The 17,261-nt window shown below is 41.0% G+C and carries 15 protein-coding genes; 13 read left to right on the forward strand and 2 right to left on the reverse strand.

The window, feature by feature from the left end:
* Window positions 1–45: 45 nt before the first annotated feature.
* From ftsY to glpD, 9 genes are all read left to right on the forward strand, one after another.
* Complete coding sequence (ftsY, locus tag PAND9192_RS14285; RefSeq protein WP_087854324.1) at window positions 46–1,455, forward strand: signal recognition particle-docking protein FtsY; 1,410 nt, start codon at window positions 46–48, stop codon at window positions 1,453–1,455.
* 4 nt (window positions 1,456–1,459) lie between these two features.
* Window positions 1,460–2,128 (forward strand): cell division ATP-binding protein FtsE, encoded by a 669-nt coding sequence (gene ftsE / locus PAND9192_RS14290; protein ID WP_060997729.1) that lies wholly within the window; start codon window positions 1,460–1,462, stop codon window positions 2,126–2,128.
* Window positions 2,118–3,050, forward strand: a complete 933-nt coding sequence (gene ftsX, locus PAND9192_RS14295) for a permease-like cell division protein FtsX (protein WP_087854325.1) — start codon at window positions 2,118–2,120, stop codon at window positions 3,048–3,050. Before ftsE ends, ftsX begins: the two co-directional genes overlap by 11 nt.
* Before the next feature lie 178 nt (window positions 3,051–3,228).
* Window positions 3,229–4,089 carry an RNA polymerase sigma factor RpoH gene (gene rpoH, locus PAND9192_RS14300; protein ID WP_087854326.1) on the forward strand — a complete coding sequence of 287 codons (861 nt, stop codon included), beginning with the start codon at window positions 3,229–3,231 and terminating at the stop codon, window positions 4,087–4,089.
* Window positions 4,090–4,629: 540 nt separating this feature from the next.
* Window positions 4,630–4,950 carry a thiosulfate sulfurtransferase GlpE gene (gene glpE, locus PAND9192_RS14305; RefSeq protein WP_087854327.1) on the forward strand — a complete coding sequence of 107 codons (321 nt, stop codon included), beginning with the start codon at window positions 4,630–4,632 and terminating at the stop codon, window positions 4,948–4,950.
* 108 nt (window positions 4,951–5,058) lie between these two features.
* Window positions 5,059–5,898, forward strand: a complete 840-nt coding sequence (gene glpG / locus PAND9192_RS14310; RefSeq protein WP_087854328.1) for a rhomboid family intramembrane serine protease GlpG — start codon at window positions 5,059–5,061, stop codon at window positions 5,896–5,898.
* Between the two features lie 354 nt (window positions 5,899–6,252).
* Window positions 6,253–7,623: a glycerol-3-phosphate transporter gene (gene glpT, locus PAND9192_RS14315; RefSeq protein WP_087854329.1), complete on the forward strand. Its 1,371-nt coding sequence runs from the start codon at window positions 6,253–6,255 to the stop codon at window positions 7,621–7,623.
* 119 nt (window positions 7,624–7,742) lie between these two features.
* Complete coding sequence (locus tag PAND9192_RS14320; RefSeq protein ID WP_060997734.1) at window positions 7,743–8,504, forward strand: DeoR/GlpR family transcriptional regulator; 762 nt, start codon at window positions 7,743–7,745, stop codon at window positions 8,502–8,504.
* Window positions 8,505–8,736: 232 nt separating this feature from the next.
* Window positions 8,737–10,272, forward strand: coding sequence for a glycerol-3-phosphate dehydrogenase (gene glpD / locus PAND9192_RS14325; RefSeq protein ID WP_087854330.1), 1,536 nt, complete (start codon window positions 8,737–8,739; stop codon window positions 10,270–10,272).
* Window positions 10,273–10,332: 60 nt separating this feature from the next.
* On the opposite strand, the gene PAND9192_RS14330 is transcribed toward glpD, so the two are convergent.
* Window positions 10,333–10,752, reverse strand: coding sequence for a flagellar basal body-associated protein FliL (locus PAND9192_RS14330; RefSeq protein ID WP_087854331.1), 420 nt, complete (start codon window positions 10,750–10,752; stop codon window positions 10,333–10,335).
* A 172-nt stretch (window positions 10,753–10,924) separates the two neighbouring features.
* Here PAND9192_RS14330 and PAND9192_RS14335 point away from each other — a divergent pair, with 172 nt between their 5' ends.
* On the forward strand, window positions 10,925–11,467 hold the full coding sequence (locus PAND9192_RS14335; protein ID WP_087854332.1) for a chorismate--pyruvate lyase family protein: 543 nt from the start codon (window positions 10,925–10,927) through the stop codon (window positions 11,465–11,467).
* Window positions 11,461–12,324 carry a 4-hydroxybenzoate octaprenyltransferase gene (gene ubiA / locus PAND9192_RS14340; protein WP_087854333.1) on the forward strand — a complete coding sequence of 288 codons (864 nt, stop codon included), beginning with the start codon at window positions 11,461–11,463 and terminating at the stop codon, window positions 12,322–12,324. The genes PAND9192_RS14335 and ubiA overlap by 7 nt, the downstream gene beginning before the upstream one ends.
* A gap of 95 nt (window positions 12,325–12,419) precedes the next feature.
* Here ubiA and plsB read toward each other — a convergent pair whose 3' ends face one another.
* Window positions 12,420–14,858: a glycerol-3-phosphate 1-O-acyltransferase PlsB gene (gene plsB / locus PAND9192_RS14345; protein ID WP_087854334.1), complete on the reverse strand. Its 2,439-nt coding sequence runs from the start codon at window positions 14,856–14,858 to the stop codon at window positions 12,420–12,422.
* Between the two features lie 350 nt (window positions 14,859–15,208).
* Between plsB and lexA the strand changes: the two genes are divergently transcribed.
* Both lexA and coxB read left to right on the forward strand, forming a co-directional pair.
* Window positions 15,209–15,829, forward strand: coding sequence for a transcriptional repressor LexA (gene lexA / locus PAND9192_RS14350; RefSeq protein ID WP_060997739.1), 621 nt, complete (start codon window positions 15,209–15,211; stop codon window positions 15,827–15,829).
* Window positions 15,830–16,111: 282 nt separating this feature from the next.
* Complete coding sequence (gene coxB, locus PAND9192_RS14355; protein WP_087854335.1) at window positions 16,112–17,248, forward strand: cytochrome c oxidase subunit II; 1,137 nt, start codon at window positions 16,112–16,114, stop codon at window positions 17,246–17,248.
* Window positions 17,249–17,261 lie beyond the last annotated feature (13 nt).

The following is a 17,261-nucleotide window of genomic DNA, read 5'->3' on the forward strand; positions in this document are numbered from 1 at the left end:
GTTTTTAGGCCGTAAATTGTACCAATCAAGCGCTAGGATTTGCCAATGGCAGAAAAAAAGAAACGCGGACTATTTTCATGGCTAGGATTTAGCTCTGAAGATAACGACGCATCAAAGGAACAAGCTACTGAACAATCAGTAGTTGATGGCTCGGTTGATAGCCCAAAATCAACACATTCCTCTGACGATGAGGGGGTAAAAGCCAGTCATAATCATGACATTGAGCTCGACACGCCCATCGAGTCGGAATTAATTGCTGAAACTAATGATCGCCAATTGGCTGCAACGTTGCAAGAAAATGATCATCAAAACGATACTATTGTTACCGATAGTGGTGTTGATGACCTAAATACCGACGTTGAAGAAAATAAAAAGTCAGAAAATACTGAGGCTAATGATGAAAGTGAGTCATCACTAACAAACAATGCCGATATTGCTGATAAAGCCAATGTTAGTGATGATACTATCACTGTGGATGATGAGGCTAACACAGCAGTTGTAACTGCTGCTGTTGAACAAGAAAAGCCAAAATCAGAAGGCTTTTTTAGCCGTTTAATGCGTGGTTTAAAACGCACTAAAACTAATTTTGGTGCTGGTTTCTTTGGTTTATTCCGTGGCAAGCAAATTGATGATGAATTATTTGAAGAGTTAGAAGAACAACTCTTAATTGCCGACGTAGGGATGGATACCACACTCAAGATCATTAATAACCTCACCGACAAAGCATCACGTCGTGATTTAAATGACGGTGAAGCGCTTTATGGCTTATTGAAAGATGAGCTAGGTGAAATGTTGGCTAAAGTTGAACAACCACTAGTGGTTGATATGACCAAAAAGCCATATGTTATTTTAATGGTTGGTGTTAATGGTGTCGGTAAAACTACCACCATCGGTAAATTAGCCAAGCAATTCCAGGCTGAAGGCAAATCAGTGATGCTAGCGGCGGGTGATACTTTCCGTGCTGCGGCGGTTGAACAACTGCAAGTCTGGGGTGAGCGTAATAATGTTCCAGTGATTGCTCAACATACCGGTGCTGATAGTGCTTCAGTTATTTTTGATGCGATTGAATCAGCAAAAGCCAAAAATGTTGATGTTGTTATTGCTGACACCGCAGGGCGTTTGCAAAATAAAGGCAACTTGATGGAAGAGTTGCGTAAGATCGTGCGGGTGATGCAGAAAGTTGATATTGAAGCACCGCATGAAATTATGCTGACAGTGGATGCAGGTACCGGTCAAAATGCCATTAGTCAGGCGAAACTATTTAGTGAAGTGGCACCTGTATCAGGGATCACCATCACTAAATTAGATGGTACCGCTAAAGGTGGTGTTATTTTTGCAATTGCTGATCAATTTAATATTCCAATTCGTTATATTGGTATTGGTGAAGGCATTGATGATTTACGACCGTTTGCGGCCGATGAGTTTATAGAAGCATTATTTAGCAGCGAGGAATAATAAAGTGATTCGATTTCAGCAGGTAAGCAAAGCTTATCGTGGTGGTAGGCAAGCCCTACAAAAAGTAGATTTTCACCTAAAACCAGCAGATATGGCTTTTCTTACTGGTCACTCTGGGGCCGGTAAAAGTACGCTGCTGAAATTAATTTGTGCCCTTGAGCGTCCTAGTGACGGCAAGATTTGGTTCAATGGTCACGATATTACTCGTTTGCCACATAAGCAAATTCCATTTTTGCGCCGTAATATTGGTATTATTTTTCAAGATCATAAGCTGTTAATGGATCGCAGTGTTTTTGATAATATTGCTCTACCATTACGGGTTGAACAAATGAATGAACATGATATCAAACGTCGTGTGAGTGCTTCTTTGGATAAAGTTGGATTATTGGATAAGGCAAAATGTTTGCCTATCCAATTATCTGGCGGTGAACAACAGCGGGTTGGTATTGCCCGCGCTATTGTCAATAAACCAATGTTACTGTTGGCCGATGAGCCAACTGGTAATCTTGATGCTGAGTTATCACAACAAATATTACGTTTGTTTGAAGAATTTAATCGGGTTGGTGTCGCAGTATTAATGGCAACCCATGATACATCATTGCTTGCCAGCCGTGATTATCGTCGTTTAGACCTACATAAAGGTAATTTAAGGGAGCTGGCACATGGCGCGTAAATCTATTGGCTTTTTTGCAATTCATCGCCAGCAAGCAAGCTCAGCATTAAAAGACATGTTTCGTCGTCCTTTAGGTAATTTTTTAACCTTAGCAGTATTGGCTGTCGCGTTAACTTTGCCATGTACGTTTTACTTAATGGCAAAAAACATTACAGCTGTGGCAGATGCATGGCAAAACCCAAGCCAGATCACTTTGTATTTAAAGCATAATACTACTAATGATGATGGTCAGGCGTTGGCTGATAAAATTAAAAATTGGTCACAAGTTAACAGTGTTAAATACATTACTGCTGAGCAGGGCTTAAAGCAATTCCGTCAAAACGGTGGTTTTGAAAAAGCATTGAGTTTGTTTGATGAACAAAATAATCCGCTACCTGCAGTGGTGATTGTTGAGCCTAATAATGACTGGCAAACAACGGCAAAAGCCAATGAACTCGCACAAAAATTGGGGCAGCAGAGCCACGTTGCTGAAGTGCGTCTCGATAAAGACTGGTTACAACGCCTAGCTGCAATTCAACAATTAGCCGTTGCCTTGGCACTGTTAATGTCGGGTTTAATGCTGTTTGCGGTATTTTTAATTGTCGGCAACACCTTACGTTTACAAGTATTAAGTCATAAAGACGAAATCCAAGTAATGAAGATGGTTGGCGCAACAGATAGCTATATTTTACGACCTTATCTTTATGTTGGTGTTTGGTATGGCTTGATTGCGGCATTAATTGCCTGGGGCTTAACTCAAGGTGTCACACTGTTATTAGGTGATGCGGTTGCCAAACTCTCTGATTTGTACGGCAGTCATTTTAGAATGTTGGGTTTAAGTTGGGATGAAACACTGATCATGGTAATGGTGGCAACCTTCCTTGGCTTAATGGCCGCTCGTCTTGCTGCTGGACGTCATTTGCGTGAAATTAAACCTGTATAACGATTATTGTTAAGAGTTTTAAAACAGTACGATAAGAAAAAGTGATGCTTATAAGCATATATATTTGCGCTTCGACTTGCATTTGAACTATGTTTACAGGCATCATTGTCGGTTCACACAACGATAGCATGTGCTCAATAACCGTTGTGATCGCACAAAAATTACACGAGGTTTTCGAATGTCAAATGAGATGTCGAAATTAGTTCTAGTTTCGGCGGATAGTCTTGAAAGTTATATTCAGACTGTAAACCGTTATCCAATGCTAACGCCTGAGCGTGAGAAAGAGCTGGCTGAAGCGCTGCACTATGACGGCGATATTAACGCGGCAAAAGCGTTAGTGATGTCCCATTTACGATTCGTGGTACACATTGCTCGTGGTTATTCTGGTTATGGATTACCGATTGCTGACTTGATCCAAGAAGGCAATATCGGCTTGATGAAGGCAGTTAAGCGCTTTAATCCTGAGGTTGGGGTGCGATTAGTGTCTTTTGCTGTCCATTGGATCAAAGCGGAGATCCATGAGTATGTGTTACGCAATTGGCGCATAGTAAAAGTCGCTACCACTAAAGCACAACGGAAATTATTTTTTAATTTGCGTAAGTCTAAAAAGCGCTTAGGTTGGTTTAATAACGATGAAGTCAACATGGTTGCTGAACAACTTGGGGTTGAACCGGCTGAAGTACGCGAGATGGAATCACGTTTAGCGGCGCAAGATCCAACGTTTGAAATGCAAAATGATGATGATGAACGTGATTCAGCACCGATGGCACCCGCTTATTTCCTTGAAGATAAAGGCTCAGATGTTGCCTTGAGTTATGAAGAAAATAATTGGGAAAACCATGCTAATAATCGTCTATCACAAGCATTGGCCAGTTTAGATGAGCGTAGCCAGCACATTGTTCGTTCACGTTGGTTAGATGATCAAAAATCAACCCTGCAAGATTTAGCCGACAATTATGGCGTATCAGCTGAGCGTATTCGTCAGTTAGAAAAGAACGCCATGAAAAAGTTAAAAGAAGCAGTGGGTGATTTTTACTGATAGATCACTGGCGTTAATGATTAAGAAACCGACCTTAGTGTCGGTTTTTTTATAGCTGTTGATCGTCATCAATAGTCGTAGGTAATCCCCATGGGTGGTGAGTGAGTTATCTGTCTGATTTTATGTGTTATAAGTCACATTTGTGCATAGATGTGTGTATGTTTAATTAACTTATCCACAGCTTATAGTAGGATCCGATCTACATATAGTGGATCTTTTTGTCGGCAACCACATTATCAACGCAATCCACAGGCTTTTCCACAACTGGTTACTTTGTGTTCGCTATGGCAGTGTTGTCAGCGACAAGCCCTTGTCGCTATTGAAGTGTTGTTGTTGATGTGGGCAATTATATTGTGGATAAACCCCTATTTTTTTGGTGGAAGATACTCACGTTAAGCTAAGGTACAATGATCGCTAATGCATTATTTTGGCGAACCCAGTGTCAGGATCATGTGATGGTGATCCGTTGTTATTGCTGATCGCAATCGTGGCTGCTGGCATAACTTGTTGTCCTTATTAGGATCATTAAAAGGAAATAGTATGGAACAGTTTCAACATCTTTCAGTTCACGATGCGCAGCAGTTATTACAACATCCTGAGGCGGTGCTGGTCGATATTCGCGATCCTCAATCTTATGCTATCGCGCATGCTGAAAGGGCATTTCATTTAACTAATGACACTATGGTGGCATTTATGGATGAAGTTGATTTTGAACAGCCAGTATTAGTGATGTGCTATCACGGAGTCAGCAGTCAAGGGGCTGCGCAATATTTGGCAAATCAAGGCTATGAGCAAGTGTATAGTGTTGATGGTGGCTTTGAGGCTTGGCGTCGTGAAGCATTACCTATGGTACAAGCTTAGTTAAGTTTGCCATTGATAAAATAAGTAATAAACAGCGGGTGGTTACTATTGATGTAACCACAACGGGTGTTTAATACTTAGAAGATCTTATCTATAAGAGTGATAACTATGCATCGCTTAGCTGAATTTTATAACCCTCGTCATGCGCAAGCATTTATTGATTATATGGCTTCACGGGGTATTGAACTGACTTTAGCGCCAGAGCCTGAGGGTAAATTTGCGTTATGGTTGCAAGATAGCCAATACCTGATTGAAGCCGAAGCTGAATTGAATGCGTTTATTGCTGATCCTAATAATAGCAAATATCAAGAAGCATCATGGCAAGTAGCTGAAAGTCGCACCGCAAAATTTGATTACTCAAGTCCAAGTTTGATCTCAATGGTCAAAGCACAAGCTGGACCATTTACACTGACGGTGATGGTGGTATCACTCGTGCTCTATGGCTTGTGGTTACTTGGATTTGAATCACTACTGTTTGATTGGTTTCATTTTCCATTTATGAATGGTGATCAATGGCAGTTATGGCGCTACTTCAGTCATGCATTACTACACTTTTCTGCCTTACATGTGATTTTTAACTGTCTATGGTGGTGGTTATTAGGCGGGCAAGTTGAACGTCATAGTGGTTCAGCTAAATTAGTGCAACTGTTTCTTATCTCATCATTGATTTCTGGTTTTGGTCAATTTTGGCTGGATGGGCCTAATTTTGGCGGTTTATCTGGCGTCGTTTATGCGTTATTAGGGTATATCTGGTGGATGGGCTGGCTGGCACCGCAGCGTGGGTTAGTGATTGCTCGCTCTTACGTGGTGTTCATGTTGGTGTGGCTTATCATTGGTTTTGCAGAGCCTGCTGGGATTGCGATTGCGAATATGGCTCATCTAATGGGACTGTTAACTGGTTGTGCGATTGCTTTAGTTGATGCCAAATTTATCAAGCCTAAATCATAGTTTTTTCGCGTTAAATCCTCAAACGACCGTAATGATGTTTCATTTGACGGCATCATTACGGTACTCCTACCACTATCAATATTAACTAAAACTGTTGATTAGTTGATAGTGAGTCCAAGATTGATATAAATCCTGCCAATTTTCATATCTATTCATATTTATCTGTTTGTTTTTGACTGTTTTCACATTTTTAATTATTCATTCGCGCAATAATTCGCATCGTTTTGAGCGACAACGAAAGCTGTGTGGCTATTTATTGAGTGAAAGATTAACAATTATCATTGAGAAGATGCCAGTAGCGTATTGCTATATGCCAATGGCACTACAGTAACGAAATAACAGAAAGGAACATCTATGTTTGGTTTATTTACGCCAGTAGCGCATAAACAGCGCCTCCCTGATGGCAGTATTGATCCGGTTTATAAGCGCTTGCGGTGGCAATTGTTTGTCGGCATTTTTTTTGGTTATGCGGGCTACTACCTGGTTAGAAAAAACTTTTCCTTAGCGATGCCTTATTTGATTGAAGAATATGGCTATAGTCGAGGCGAGTTAGGAGTTGCACTCGCTGCGGTATCAATTGCTTATGGCTTATCTAAATTTTTAATGGGGAATGTATCCGATCGGTCCAATCCTCGCTTCTTTTTAGCCTCTGGATTGATATTGTCATCGATAGTTATGCTGTGCTTTGGTTTTATGCCATGGGCCACTGGCAGTATTACCGCGATGTTTATCCTGCTGTTTTTAAACGGCTGGTTTCAAGGAATGGGATGGCCTGCGTGTGGGCGCACCATGGTGCATTGGTGGTCGCATAAAGAACGGGGCAGTTTGGTCTCGGTATGGAATGTGGCTCATAATGTCGGTGGTGGTTTAATTGGACCATTATTTATCTTTGGCCTGTGGGCATTTAATGATGATTGGCGTTCAGCGTTTTATGTGCCAGCCTTATTTGCGTTATTGGTTGCAGGTTTCACATTGTTGGTGATGCGTGATACGCCGCAATCTTGTGGCTTGCCAGCGATTGAAGAATACAAAGATGATTATCCTGAAAGTTATAATAAATCATTTGAAGAAGAGATGACTGCGAAGGAAATTTTCTTTAAGTACATTTTTAATAATAAATTATTGTGGTTTATTGCGATTGCCAATGCGTTTGTGTATTTGATTCGTTATGGCGTACTAGACTGGGCACCAGTGTATTTAGGGGAAGCGAAAGGGTTTACGGTTGATAAATCATCATGGGCATATTTCCTCTATGAGTGGGCTGGTATTCCTGGAACGTTATTATGTGGTTGGATATCTGATAAATTGTTTAAAGGTCGCCGCGCGCCTGCAGGTATTCTATTTATGGCGCTAGTGACTATTGCGGTGTTAGTGTATTGGCTCAATCCTGCTGGTAATCCAAGTATTGATATGATGGCGTTGGTCGCCATTGGCTTTTTAATTTATGGCCCAGTAATGTTAATTGGTTTATATGCATTAGAGCTAGCCCCTAAAAAAGCAGCTGGAACAGCGGCAGGTTTAACAGGTCTATTTGGTTATTTAGGCGGCGCTGTGGCTGCCAATGCATTGCTTGGCTATACGGTGGATCATTTTGGTTGGGATGGTGGTTTTATTGTTCTAACAGGTGCTTGTGTGTTGGCGATTTTCTTTTTTATTATCACTATGGTTGGTGAAAAGAAGGCCTATCAGCAACAGCAACTTGAGTTACAGCAACAAAATGGCTGATTAAGTTTGGCTTCTGAGTAAAGCTGTGAGTAATATAAAAAGGCTTCGCATTGGCGAAGCCTTGTTTTTATTACCTTTCATTGCTGAATATGGCAGGTATAGATAGGAGCTTTCCAGCCGTGAAGCAAAGTAAACGTCATCAAGAAATTATTGATTTAGTCATGAGTCAGGGATACGTCAGTACCGACGATCTTGTGGCACGCTTTAACGTCAGTCCGCAAACTATTCGTCGTGATCTTAATGAGCTAGCTGATGAAAATAAAATTCGTCGTCATCATGGTGGAGCGACGATCCCTTCCAGTTCAGTCAATACTGCTTATAGCACTCGCCAAGTATTACAGTTGGAACAAAAAGATCGCATTGCTCAAGCATTGGTGAGGCATATTCCCGATGGTGCAACGTTATTTATTGATATTGGTACCACACCAGAGGCCGTTGCGCGCGCATTAATGAACCACAACGACTTACGGATCGTGACTAATAACCTTAATGTCGCTAGCTTGTTGATGGCTAAAGAAGATTTTCGGGTTATTTTAGCTGGTGGTGAAGTGCGTAATCGTGATGGTGGCATTGTTGGTGAAGCAACGCTTGATTTTGTGTCACAGTTTCGCTTGGATTTCGGCATTTTAGGCATCAGTGGCATTGATCTTGATGGCTCACTGCTAGATTTTGATTACCATGAAGTACGGGTTAAACAAGCGATCATTGAAAATAGCCGTTGTGTCATGCTTGGTGTGGATCATACCAAGTTTGGTCGCAATGCGATGGTGAACTTAGGCAATATTAGTCAAGTTGATATGTTATTTACCGATCAGTTACCGCCTGCAAGTTTGCTTGAGCAGTTGCAGCAAAATGAAACCCATTTTGAGGTGGTGGTGTAACCCCTGATCAAGATTGGCACTGACACTTATTTACGGGCTTCTGTTATAGAAGCCCGTTTTTTTATCTGTTATTGCCATAAAAGCCAAATTTGCGCTAATGATCAAATATATGTCACAACAATATTAACCAATGCTGGATTAGATCAATATATCCGCTACTATCACATCATAAGTTTCGAACGAACATTTAATTGTTCGTTTTGTTATATAATTTTGGATGGGTGTGAACATTATGACAGTATCATTAAGCGACCTCGACAATAGTCAAATTTTAGATCTCATCGTAATTGGTGGTGGTATTAATGGTACTGGCATTGCTGCGGATGCTGCGGGTCGTGGATTGAGCGTCGGTCTTTATGAAGCGGATGATTTTGCTTCTGCGACATCATCAGCAAGTTCAAAATTGATCCATGGTGGATTACGTTATCTTGAGCACTACGAGTTTCGATTGGTTGCAGAAGCTTTGGCTGAGCGTGAAGTATTATTAAAAAAAGCCCCTCATATTGCTAAGCCAATGCGCTTTCGGCTACCACATCAACCTCATTTGCGCCCAGCATGGATGATTCGAGCTGGTCTGTTTTTATATGATCATCTTGGCAAGCGTACTACTTTAGCGGCCAGTAAAGGACTATCGTTTGGTGCTGAATCAGTGTTAGTGCCAACTATAAAGCAAGGTTTTGAGTATTCTGATTGTTGGGTTGATGATGCACGGTTAGTAATTTTAAATGCCATGGAAGCGATGAATCATGGTGCTGAAGTGCGTAATCGTTGCCGAGTTGAAACAGCCATCCGTGACGGTGATATATGGCGAGTGACGATTAAAGACGTGTTAACGGGAGCAACTTTTCAACGCTGCGCGCACGGATTGGTTAATGCAACTGGACCGTGGGTGAAATCATTTTATGATCAAAAGACAGACTTAACCTCACCGCGTAATATTCGGTTAATTAAAGGTTCACATATTGTGGTGCCGCGGGTCCATGACCAACCCCAAGCCTATATTCTTCAGAACGAAGATAATCGGATTGTGTTTGTGATTCCGTATTTGGATCGCTTCTCTGTTATTGGTACTACTGATGTTGAGTATCATGGTGATCCACGCGAGGTTGCGATTGATGATCAGGAAATTGATTATCTACTTGAGGTGTATAACAACCATTTCGTTCATCAATGTCAACGTGACGATGTGGTATGGAATTGGAGTGGTGTAAGGCCGCTATGTGATGATGAATCAGACTCTCCTCAAGCTGTGACCCGTGATTATACTTTAGAGCTTGAACAACAAGCTGATGAAGCGCCATTATTGTCGGTGTTTGGTGGCAAGCTAACCACTTACCGTAAGTTGGCTGAATCTGCTTTGGAAAAATTGGCTCCCTTTTATACAAAGATGGGATCGCCATGGACTAAAGATAGCTATTTACCCGGTGGTAGCGCTGATTTTGATGGCGATAAGTTAGCTGCACGCTTACAGCAACAATATCCGTGGTTAGACGAATTCACCTGCCAACGTATGGCGCATAATTATGGTTCATGTGTTGATAAACTTTTTGCTGGTATTAATGATGAAGCAGATATGGGGCAACATTTTGGGGAAGGGATTTACCAGTATGAACTTGATTACCTTATTGCGTATGAGTTTGTTCAAACCGCCGCTGATGCTTTATGGCGACGAAGTAAGTTAGGCTTGTATTTAACTGCAGCTCAGCAACAGCTAATTGGTGATTATATTACTGAGCGTCAAGCGCAAACGGCAATTGCCGCAGCTTAATAATAATTAGCGGTTATATTGATGAAAAAGCGCCGAAGGGCGCTTTTTTTGTGGCTGTGATTATTGATACAAGTATTTAGTAAATAATAGCTCGTTGATCGCAGCATGACCTGTTTCTGCAACTAATAATTGGTTGATTTTTTGTTTGCTTAATTGGCGAATATTTTCACGTCCAGTCAATGATTTTATTTGTTGCTCTGATTGTTGGCTGATGATGCTAATAATGGTATCGCGAATTAAAGGGGCATGATGTTCAATATTGATGAGTTGGCTATTATCAGTGATCATTAAGTCAACTTGGAGCCGAATATAGCCGAGTCGATTACCGTCAATGATATAGTTAGTAGTGATATCAGGCGCTAAGGTGTAGTAGGTAATATTTGACTGAGTCGCGCTATTTAGTGGCGGTTTTGCATAAGTGGTTGGCGAGAGTAATGTTATCGCCATCAATAAACTCGCTACAAAAACAGTTTTTTTCATGATTATACTCATGCAGTTAGGGACATTTAGGCTTAACAAGGTGTAATCTACTAAGGTTAACGATATTCGAACTCATAACCTCTTGCTACAATAGCAGATCAATATGGTAATAAATTAACCGCTTTCAACCAAGTCTTTTGATCACGTGTATGTTAATTTTGTAGTATAAAAAATGTCGGAATTCAATCAGTTGTACAGTCCTTTGATTCAGAGTGCTAAATGGTACTCGGTTCAATCATGGGCATTAGAGCAAACTTCGCATGGAGCTTGGTTGCTAGAGTCTGAATCATTGTCACGTCGGTTGGCACAATATTGCCAACACTTTACGGTGACGGTATTAGCACAAACAATTATCAGTAATGATCTCTTATCAATTATGGAACGGAAACTGATTGGTGATAGTGATTGCTTAGAGCGAAAGGTGATACTTTATGGCGATCAACAGCCGTGGGTATTTGCACGCACATTGATTCCGATGACAACCTTAAGTGGTAAGGAACAAGACCTTGTTGATCTTGGTAATAGTCCATTAGGTTATCGTGTTTTTAATACAAAAAATTCACGTCGAGATGCACTAGAAGTGGCCAATCTCGGTACTCAACAGCAGCCACGATGGGCGCGTCGTTCGCGATTATGGATTAATGATAAGCCAATGCTGGTGGCAGAATTATTTTTAACGCAATCACCAGTATATGCTAAGGAAAATGGATGTTAGAAATCACCAAAGCCAGAGCCTTTTGGCAGTTAGCTCGCTTTGATCGTCCGATCGGCAGTTTATTATTATTATGGCCAACGTTATGGGCTTTATTTTTAGCAGCAGATGGCTTACCTAAAACGGATGTATTATTAGTCTTTGTGTTTGGAGTTGTGTTTATGCGCGCCGCAGGGTGTGTGATAAACGATTTTGCTGATCGTAATGTCGATGGTCATGTAAAGCGGACAGCAAATCGACCAATGCCATCAGGAAAAGTGTCTGAACGAGAAGCATTAGGATTGTTCAGTTTATTAGTATTAGTGTCTTTCTTGCTCGTACTAACCATGAATAATCTCACCATCATGTTATCTGTAGTGGCGGTGATATTAGCGGCTGCTTATCCGTTTATGAAGCGTTATACCCATTTACCACAATTGGTATTAGGGGCTGCATTTGGATGGTCAATTCCAATGGCTTATGCAGCACAATCCGGTACGCTACCAGCAGTGGCATGGTTATTGTTTGTAGCCAATATTTTGTGGACGATTGCTTATGATACCTTGTATGCAATGGTTGATCGTGATGATGATCTTAAAGTCGGGATTAAATCAACAGCGATTCTTTTTGGTCGGTTTGATAAATTAATTGTCGGACTATTACAACTAGCAACGATTATATTATTGATTGCTATTGGTGGCATTTTACAGCTGAGCCAGGGGTATTATTGGGCACTATTAATTGCATCGGCACTGTTTGTTTATCAACAAATGCTTATTCAAGGTCGACAGCGAGAGCAATGTTTTAAAGCTTTTTTAAATAATAATTACGTTGGTATGGTGATTTTTATTGGCATTAGCTTGAGTGTATTGTGGCAATAACATTGATAGTTAATTTAACGTATTGATGTTAAGTGTTAGATATAATATTTAAGCATAAAAAAAGCGCCTAACGGCGCTTTTTTTGTTGCTGATAATTAGTCGTTAGCTAACTCTTCATCAGGGTTCATCACCGCTTGAATGGTTAATCTTACTTCTGGTGAAATCAATGACGTTAGCAAGCTTGCTAGTTGCTCAACAGGTGCTGTTACTGCGTGGCATTCATCATTGAGGTAGCCTTCACTATGAAGGGTTTTCACTAGAGTACTAAACACCCCTTTATCGAAAAATTCAGGGGCATTAATACCATGTAAACGACTTAAGCGTTGTGCCAGAACCTGACTGTGCTGCTCTAAATCTGTTTTTGGCAATTGTGGATCAGCATTTAATAATGTCAGTGCAATAGCGTAACGTTGTAAGGTTTCAGTAATGGTACGTGCTAACAGCTGTAATGGCCCAATACGAGCATTATTAATCGTAATGGTTTCATCATTAATCAACAGTAATCGTTGGCGTACGAGTTCAGTAATTAAACGATCAATTTCTTGTGGTAATTGTTCATCATCAAAGCGTAAGAATAGCTCTGCTTTGAGGAATGGATACAGTAACTCGACTTGTTGATGAATGTCAGCGCGGGTTAAAGATTGCTGTTGTATCACGATATGAGCAATCAATGACGGTAGCGCAAACAAATGGATAATGTTGTTGCGATAGTAAGTCATTAAGATTGATTGCTCACGATCAAGCGAGATAATTTCACCTAACACGTCACGTTCAACCAAGAATTTATCCATGGTAATCGCATGATCAACCATCTGGGTCGCGTTATCTTTTGGCGTGGTGCAATGTTTTGAATATGGCGCATTGCGCAATAGTTCAAGGTAACATTCAATTTGCTGCTCTAATGAACTGCGACTTAATGCACGTTGGCGTGAGGCCAGTAGCGCTAGCGCACATAATGTTAGAGCATTGGTTGCTGCTGCATCATTAATGTGAGTCATCATCTTAACCGCCAAATCATTCACTGTTGGAGAAAGCCAACTTGGACGCTGCGGTTCGATCGGATTAATATCTTGATGCCAATTAGGTACGTTATCATTTAAATATTGATTGAGTGATAACGGCTCGCCAAAGTTAACATAACCTTTGCCGAAGTTACGTAATTTACGCAGAGTACGCAGCACTTGGCCAACATTTTCTTTTTCTTTGCGCTTGCCTTGCAGTTCTTTGGCATAGGTACCGACTTCCATTACATGCTCATAACCAATGTAAACTGGCACTAAGGTTACCGGGCGATTCAAGCCGCGTAACATCGCCTGAATGGTCATTGATAGCATGCCCGTTTTGGCAGGAAGTAAGCGGCCTGTACGTGAGCGTCCACCTTCACTGAAATATTCAACTGAATAACCTTTAGCAAATAACTGCGCTAGATATTCACGGAAAACGGTTGAATAAAGGCGATCACCTTTAAAACTACGACGAATAAAGAATGCACCACCACGGCGGAAAATAGGTCCGGCAGGGAAGAAGTTAAGATTAATACCTGCAGCAATATGCGGTGGTACTAAGCCTTCTTGGTACAGTACATAAGACAGTAATAAGTAATCCATGTGGCTACGATGGCAAGGTACATACACAATTTCATGACCATCTTGTGCTAAACGACGAATACGCTGCGCATTGGTAATATTCAGACCTTGGTAGAGTTTGTTCCATAACCAACCTAAGAAACGCTCACCATTTTTAATTAATGGGTAAGAAAAATCAGCTGCAATTTCTTCCATCATTGCAATTGCTTCACGACGCACTTTTTCTACTGGTACTTGGCGGCTTAATGCTTCTTCTTGTACGACTTTATCAATCGCTTTTGATGCTAATAAGCGCTTGAAAAGTTGTTTACGATCTGGCAATCGTGGACCTGATGTAGCGAGTAATTGACGTGAAAAGTGAATTTTAGCCACTCGCGCTAATTTTTGTGCAATCGCATCATCAGTACCGTGGTTATCAGCCATATAGCGTAAAGATACCGGAGTACTCAAACGGACTAAGCAATCTCGACCATGACCCAAAATAGCCCAAGTTTTTTTAGGGCCATTTAAAGGGCGTAAAATAGGCTTAGTTTTTGACTCTTTACCCGGTGCTCGACCCCATAAAATTGACGCAGGGATCAATTGAATATTTAACTCGCTATCTTGTTTATGTAATTCTAATAAATCACAAAATAGCGTAATTGAATCTTGTGGAAGTCCAGCTTTATTGCCAAAAATACTTGGGCTTTCAGCAACACAAACAAAACGTGGAAATGATTGGCCATTAATGTCTAATGGCGATAGTGGATCAGGTAAACCTGATGCTAGCGCGCTGCTACGTAGAGTTAATAGATCAGTATTAGAACGGTACGGCAATATATAGACGATTGGGCGCGCTAAATCGAGTTCTAAATCAGCAACTGGATCAGATGGAATCGAATGAGGTTTTACCAACAAAGAAAGTGGCAATTTTAATAATTGTTGATAGATTTTCTGCCCGCTTGACATAGATATAATTAGCCTCTGAACCTTAATACGCTGCACAATAGCAGAAAAAAATCACTTTCATGCAGGAGATATGCGGTAAATAAGAGCTAAAATACCACTTTTTTGACTAAGTCATGGTTTATTTTTATGACAACTTTTGGATTGAAAAACGATCTGGCATGACCAGTTGATGAAAGATGATTGATTCTGTTGGAATTATTGCCACAAACAATCGCATTATATTTTTTTAATCCAAGTGACTGAATGGCTTTGAATTCCTAGTCAAATTGCTGTTTTCGTAAACAATTGGCTTTTATTGTCTTTGAACACTGGATATACTCACAGCAACTGTATAAAAAGACAGGTGACTCATGAAGCCGTTAACGCCGCGACAACAACAAGTCTTTGATCTTATCAAAGCAAAGATCGATGACTGTGGAATGCCACCTACACGTGCAGAAATCGCTCGTGAACTTGGTTTCCGTTCTGCCAATGCGGCAGAAGAACATTTAAAAGCTTTAGCCCGTAAAGGTGTACTAGAAATTATTCCTGGTGCCTCACGTGGGATTCGGTTATTAATTGCCGACGATATAACAGAAGAAAAAGGCTTACCGTTAATTGGTCGTGTGGCCGCAGGTGAACCTATTTTAGCCCAAGAGCATGTTGAAGCGCATTATGAGGTTGATCCAACCTTGTTTAAACCACGCGCAGATTTCTTATTGCGTGTAAATGGTATGAGCATGAAAAACATCGGCATTATGGACGGTGATTTGCTGGCGGTACATAAAACTCAAGATGTACACAATGGTCAAGTCGTTGTTGCTCGTGTTGATGATGAAGTCACTGTTAAACGACTTGATAAGCAAGGCATAAAAGTGCTGCTTCATGCTGAAAACGAAGAATTTTCACCGATTGAAGTGAATTTAGAACACCAGAGCTTAACCATTGAAGGTATTGCTGTTGGCGTGATTCGTAACGCGGATTGGATGTAACTATCCGCTAACGACAGATTGAGTAGACACCAAACAAGCGTAGCGCATTAGCTGCGCTTTTTTTTTGTCTCGTAAAATGATTTATGACTATTTTGTTACTTATATCATTGGCTTATCTAGTGAATTGTTAGTAATTTTTTGTTGGTGATTTTTTGCGCTATTGCTGTTTAGTGCCTAAGTTAAATGTAGAGGAATGTTATTTTAGCTTTGCTGCGGGCGGGTGAATTTGTCGCTGTATGTGCAGGGTAAGGCAAGCTGTAGTCGACAAAGGAGGTCAGAACGATGGTACGTAAACTGATCGGCAGTAGTGGATTAATCCTATTTTCAGCACCACTGCTAGGTGAAACCATACAACTTAATATGACACCAGGCGTTACGGCAATAAGCCAAGATGTTTTTGGTTTACATATGACGATTCTGTATATCTGCATTGCTATCGGGGTAGTGGTGTTTGGAGCCATGTTTTGGTCTATTTTTCACCATCGAAAATCAAAGGGTGCTGTTGCTGCTTCTTTTCATGAAAGCACCAAAGTTGAAATTATTTGGACACTAATTCCGTTTGTTATTTTGATTTTGATGGCCATTCCTGCCACCAAAACATTGTTAGCCATGGAAGATCCGTCTAAATCAGATCTCACCATTCAAGTTACCGGTTCCCAGTGGAAATGGCATTACCGCTATTTTGATCAAGATGTTGAATTTTATTCGCACCTAGCCACGAGTGCTGCTCAAATTGACAACCTGCGACCTAAACGGGCTAATTATTTATTAGAAGTTGATTACCCCTTAGTGGTACCGATCGGTAAAAAAATCCGTTTTTTAATTACTTCGCAAGACGTGATCCATTCGTGGTGGGTGCCGGCGTTTGCAGTCAAAAAAGACGCTAATCCCGGTTTTATTAATGAAGCATGGACGCGTATTGATGAGCCGGGTATTTATCGTGGTCAGTGTGCTGAGCTGTGCGGTAAAGATCATGGTTTTATGCCAATTGTAGTGATTGCAAAACCGCAAGCTGAATACGAACAATGGCTGCAGCAAACGCAAGCGACCCAACGCCAAGCACGAGAGCAAGAACAACAATTATTGGATATGGTAATGCCCATGGATGAACTGATGGCGTTGGGTGAAAAAACCTATAACAGTCGTTGTGCAATGTGTCACCAAGCCAATGGCGAAGGGATCCCTGGTGCATTTCCTGCATTAGCCGGACAAGGAATGTCGATTGATCCCAAGCAAAAAAATGAGCATATCAAGATTGTAGTTCATGGCAGTACGGGCACTGCAATGCAAGCATTTGGTCCGCAATTAAGTCTAAAAGAGTTAGCCGCGGTGATCACCTACGAGCGAAATGCCTGGGGAAACAATACCAAAGAAACCGTACAAGCTGCAGATATTGAGGCGATTAAAAAAGGCCAGTAGTGATAAGGAATGA

Origin of the sequence: Photobacterium andalusiense, from assembly GCF_900185625.1 — a bacterium.
Classification (GTDB): Bacteria; Pseudomonadota; Gammaproteobacteria; order Enterobacterales; family Vibrionaceae; genus Photobacterium; species Photobacterium aquimaris.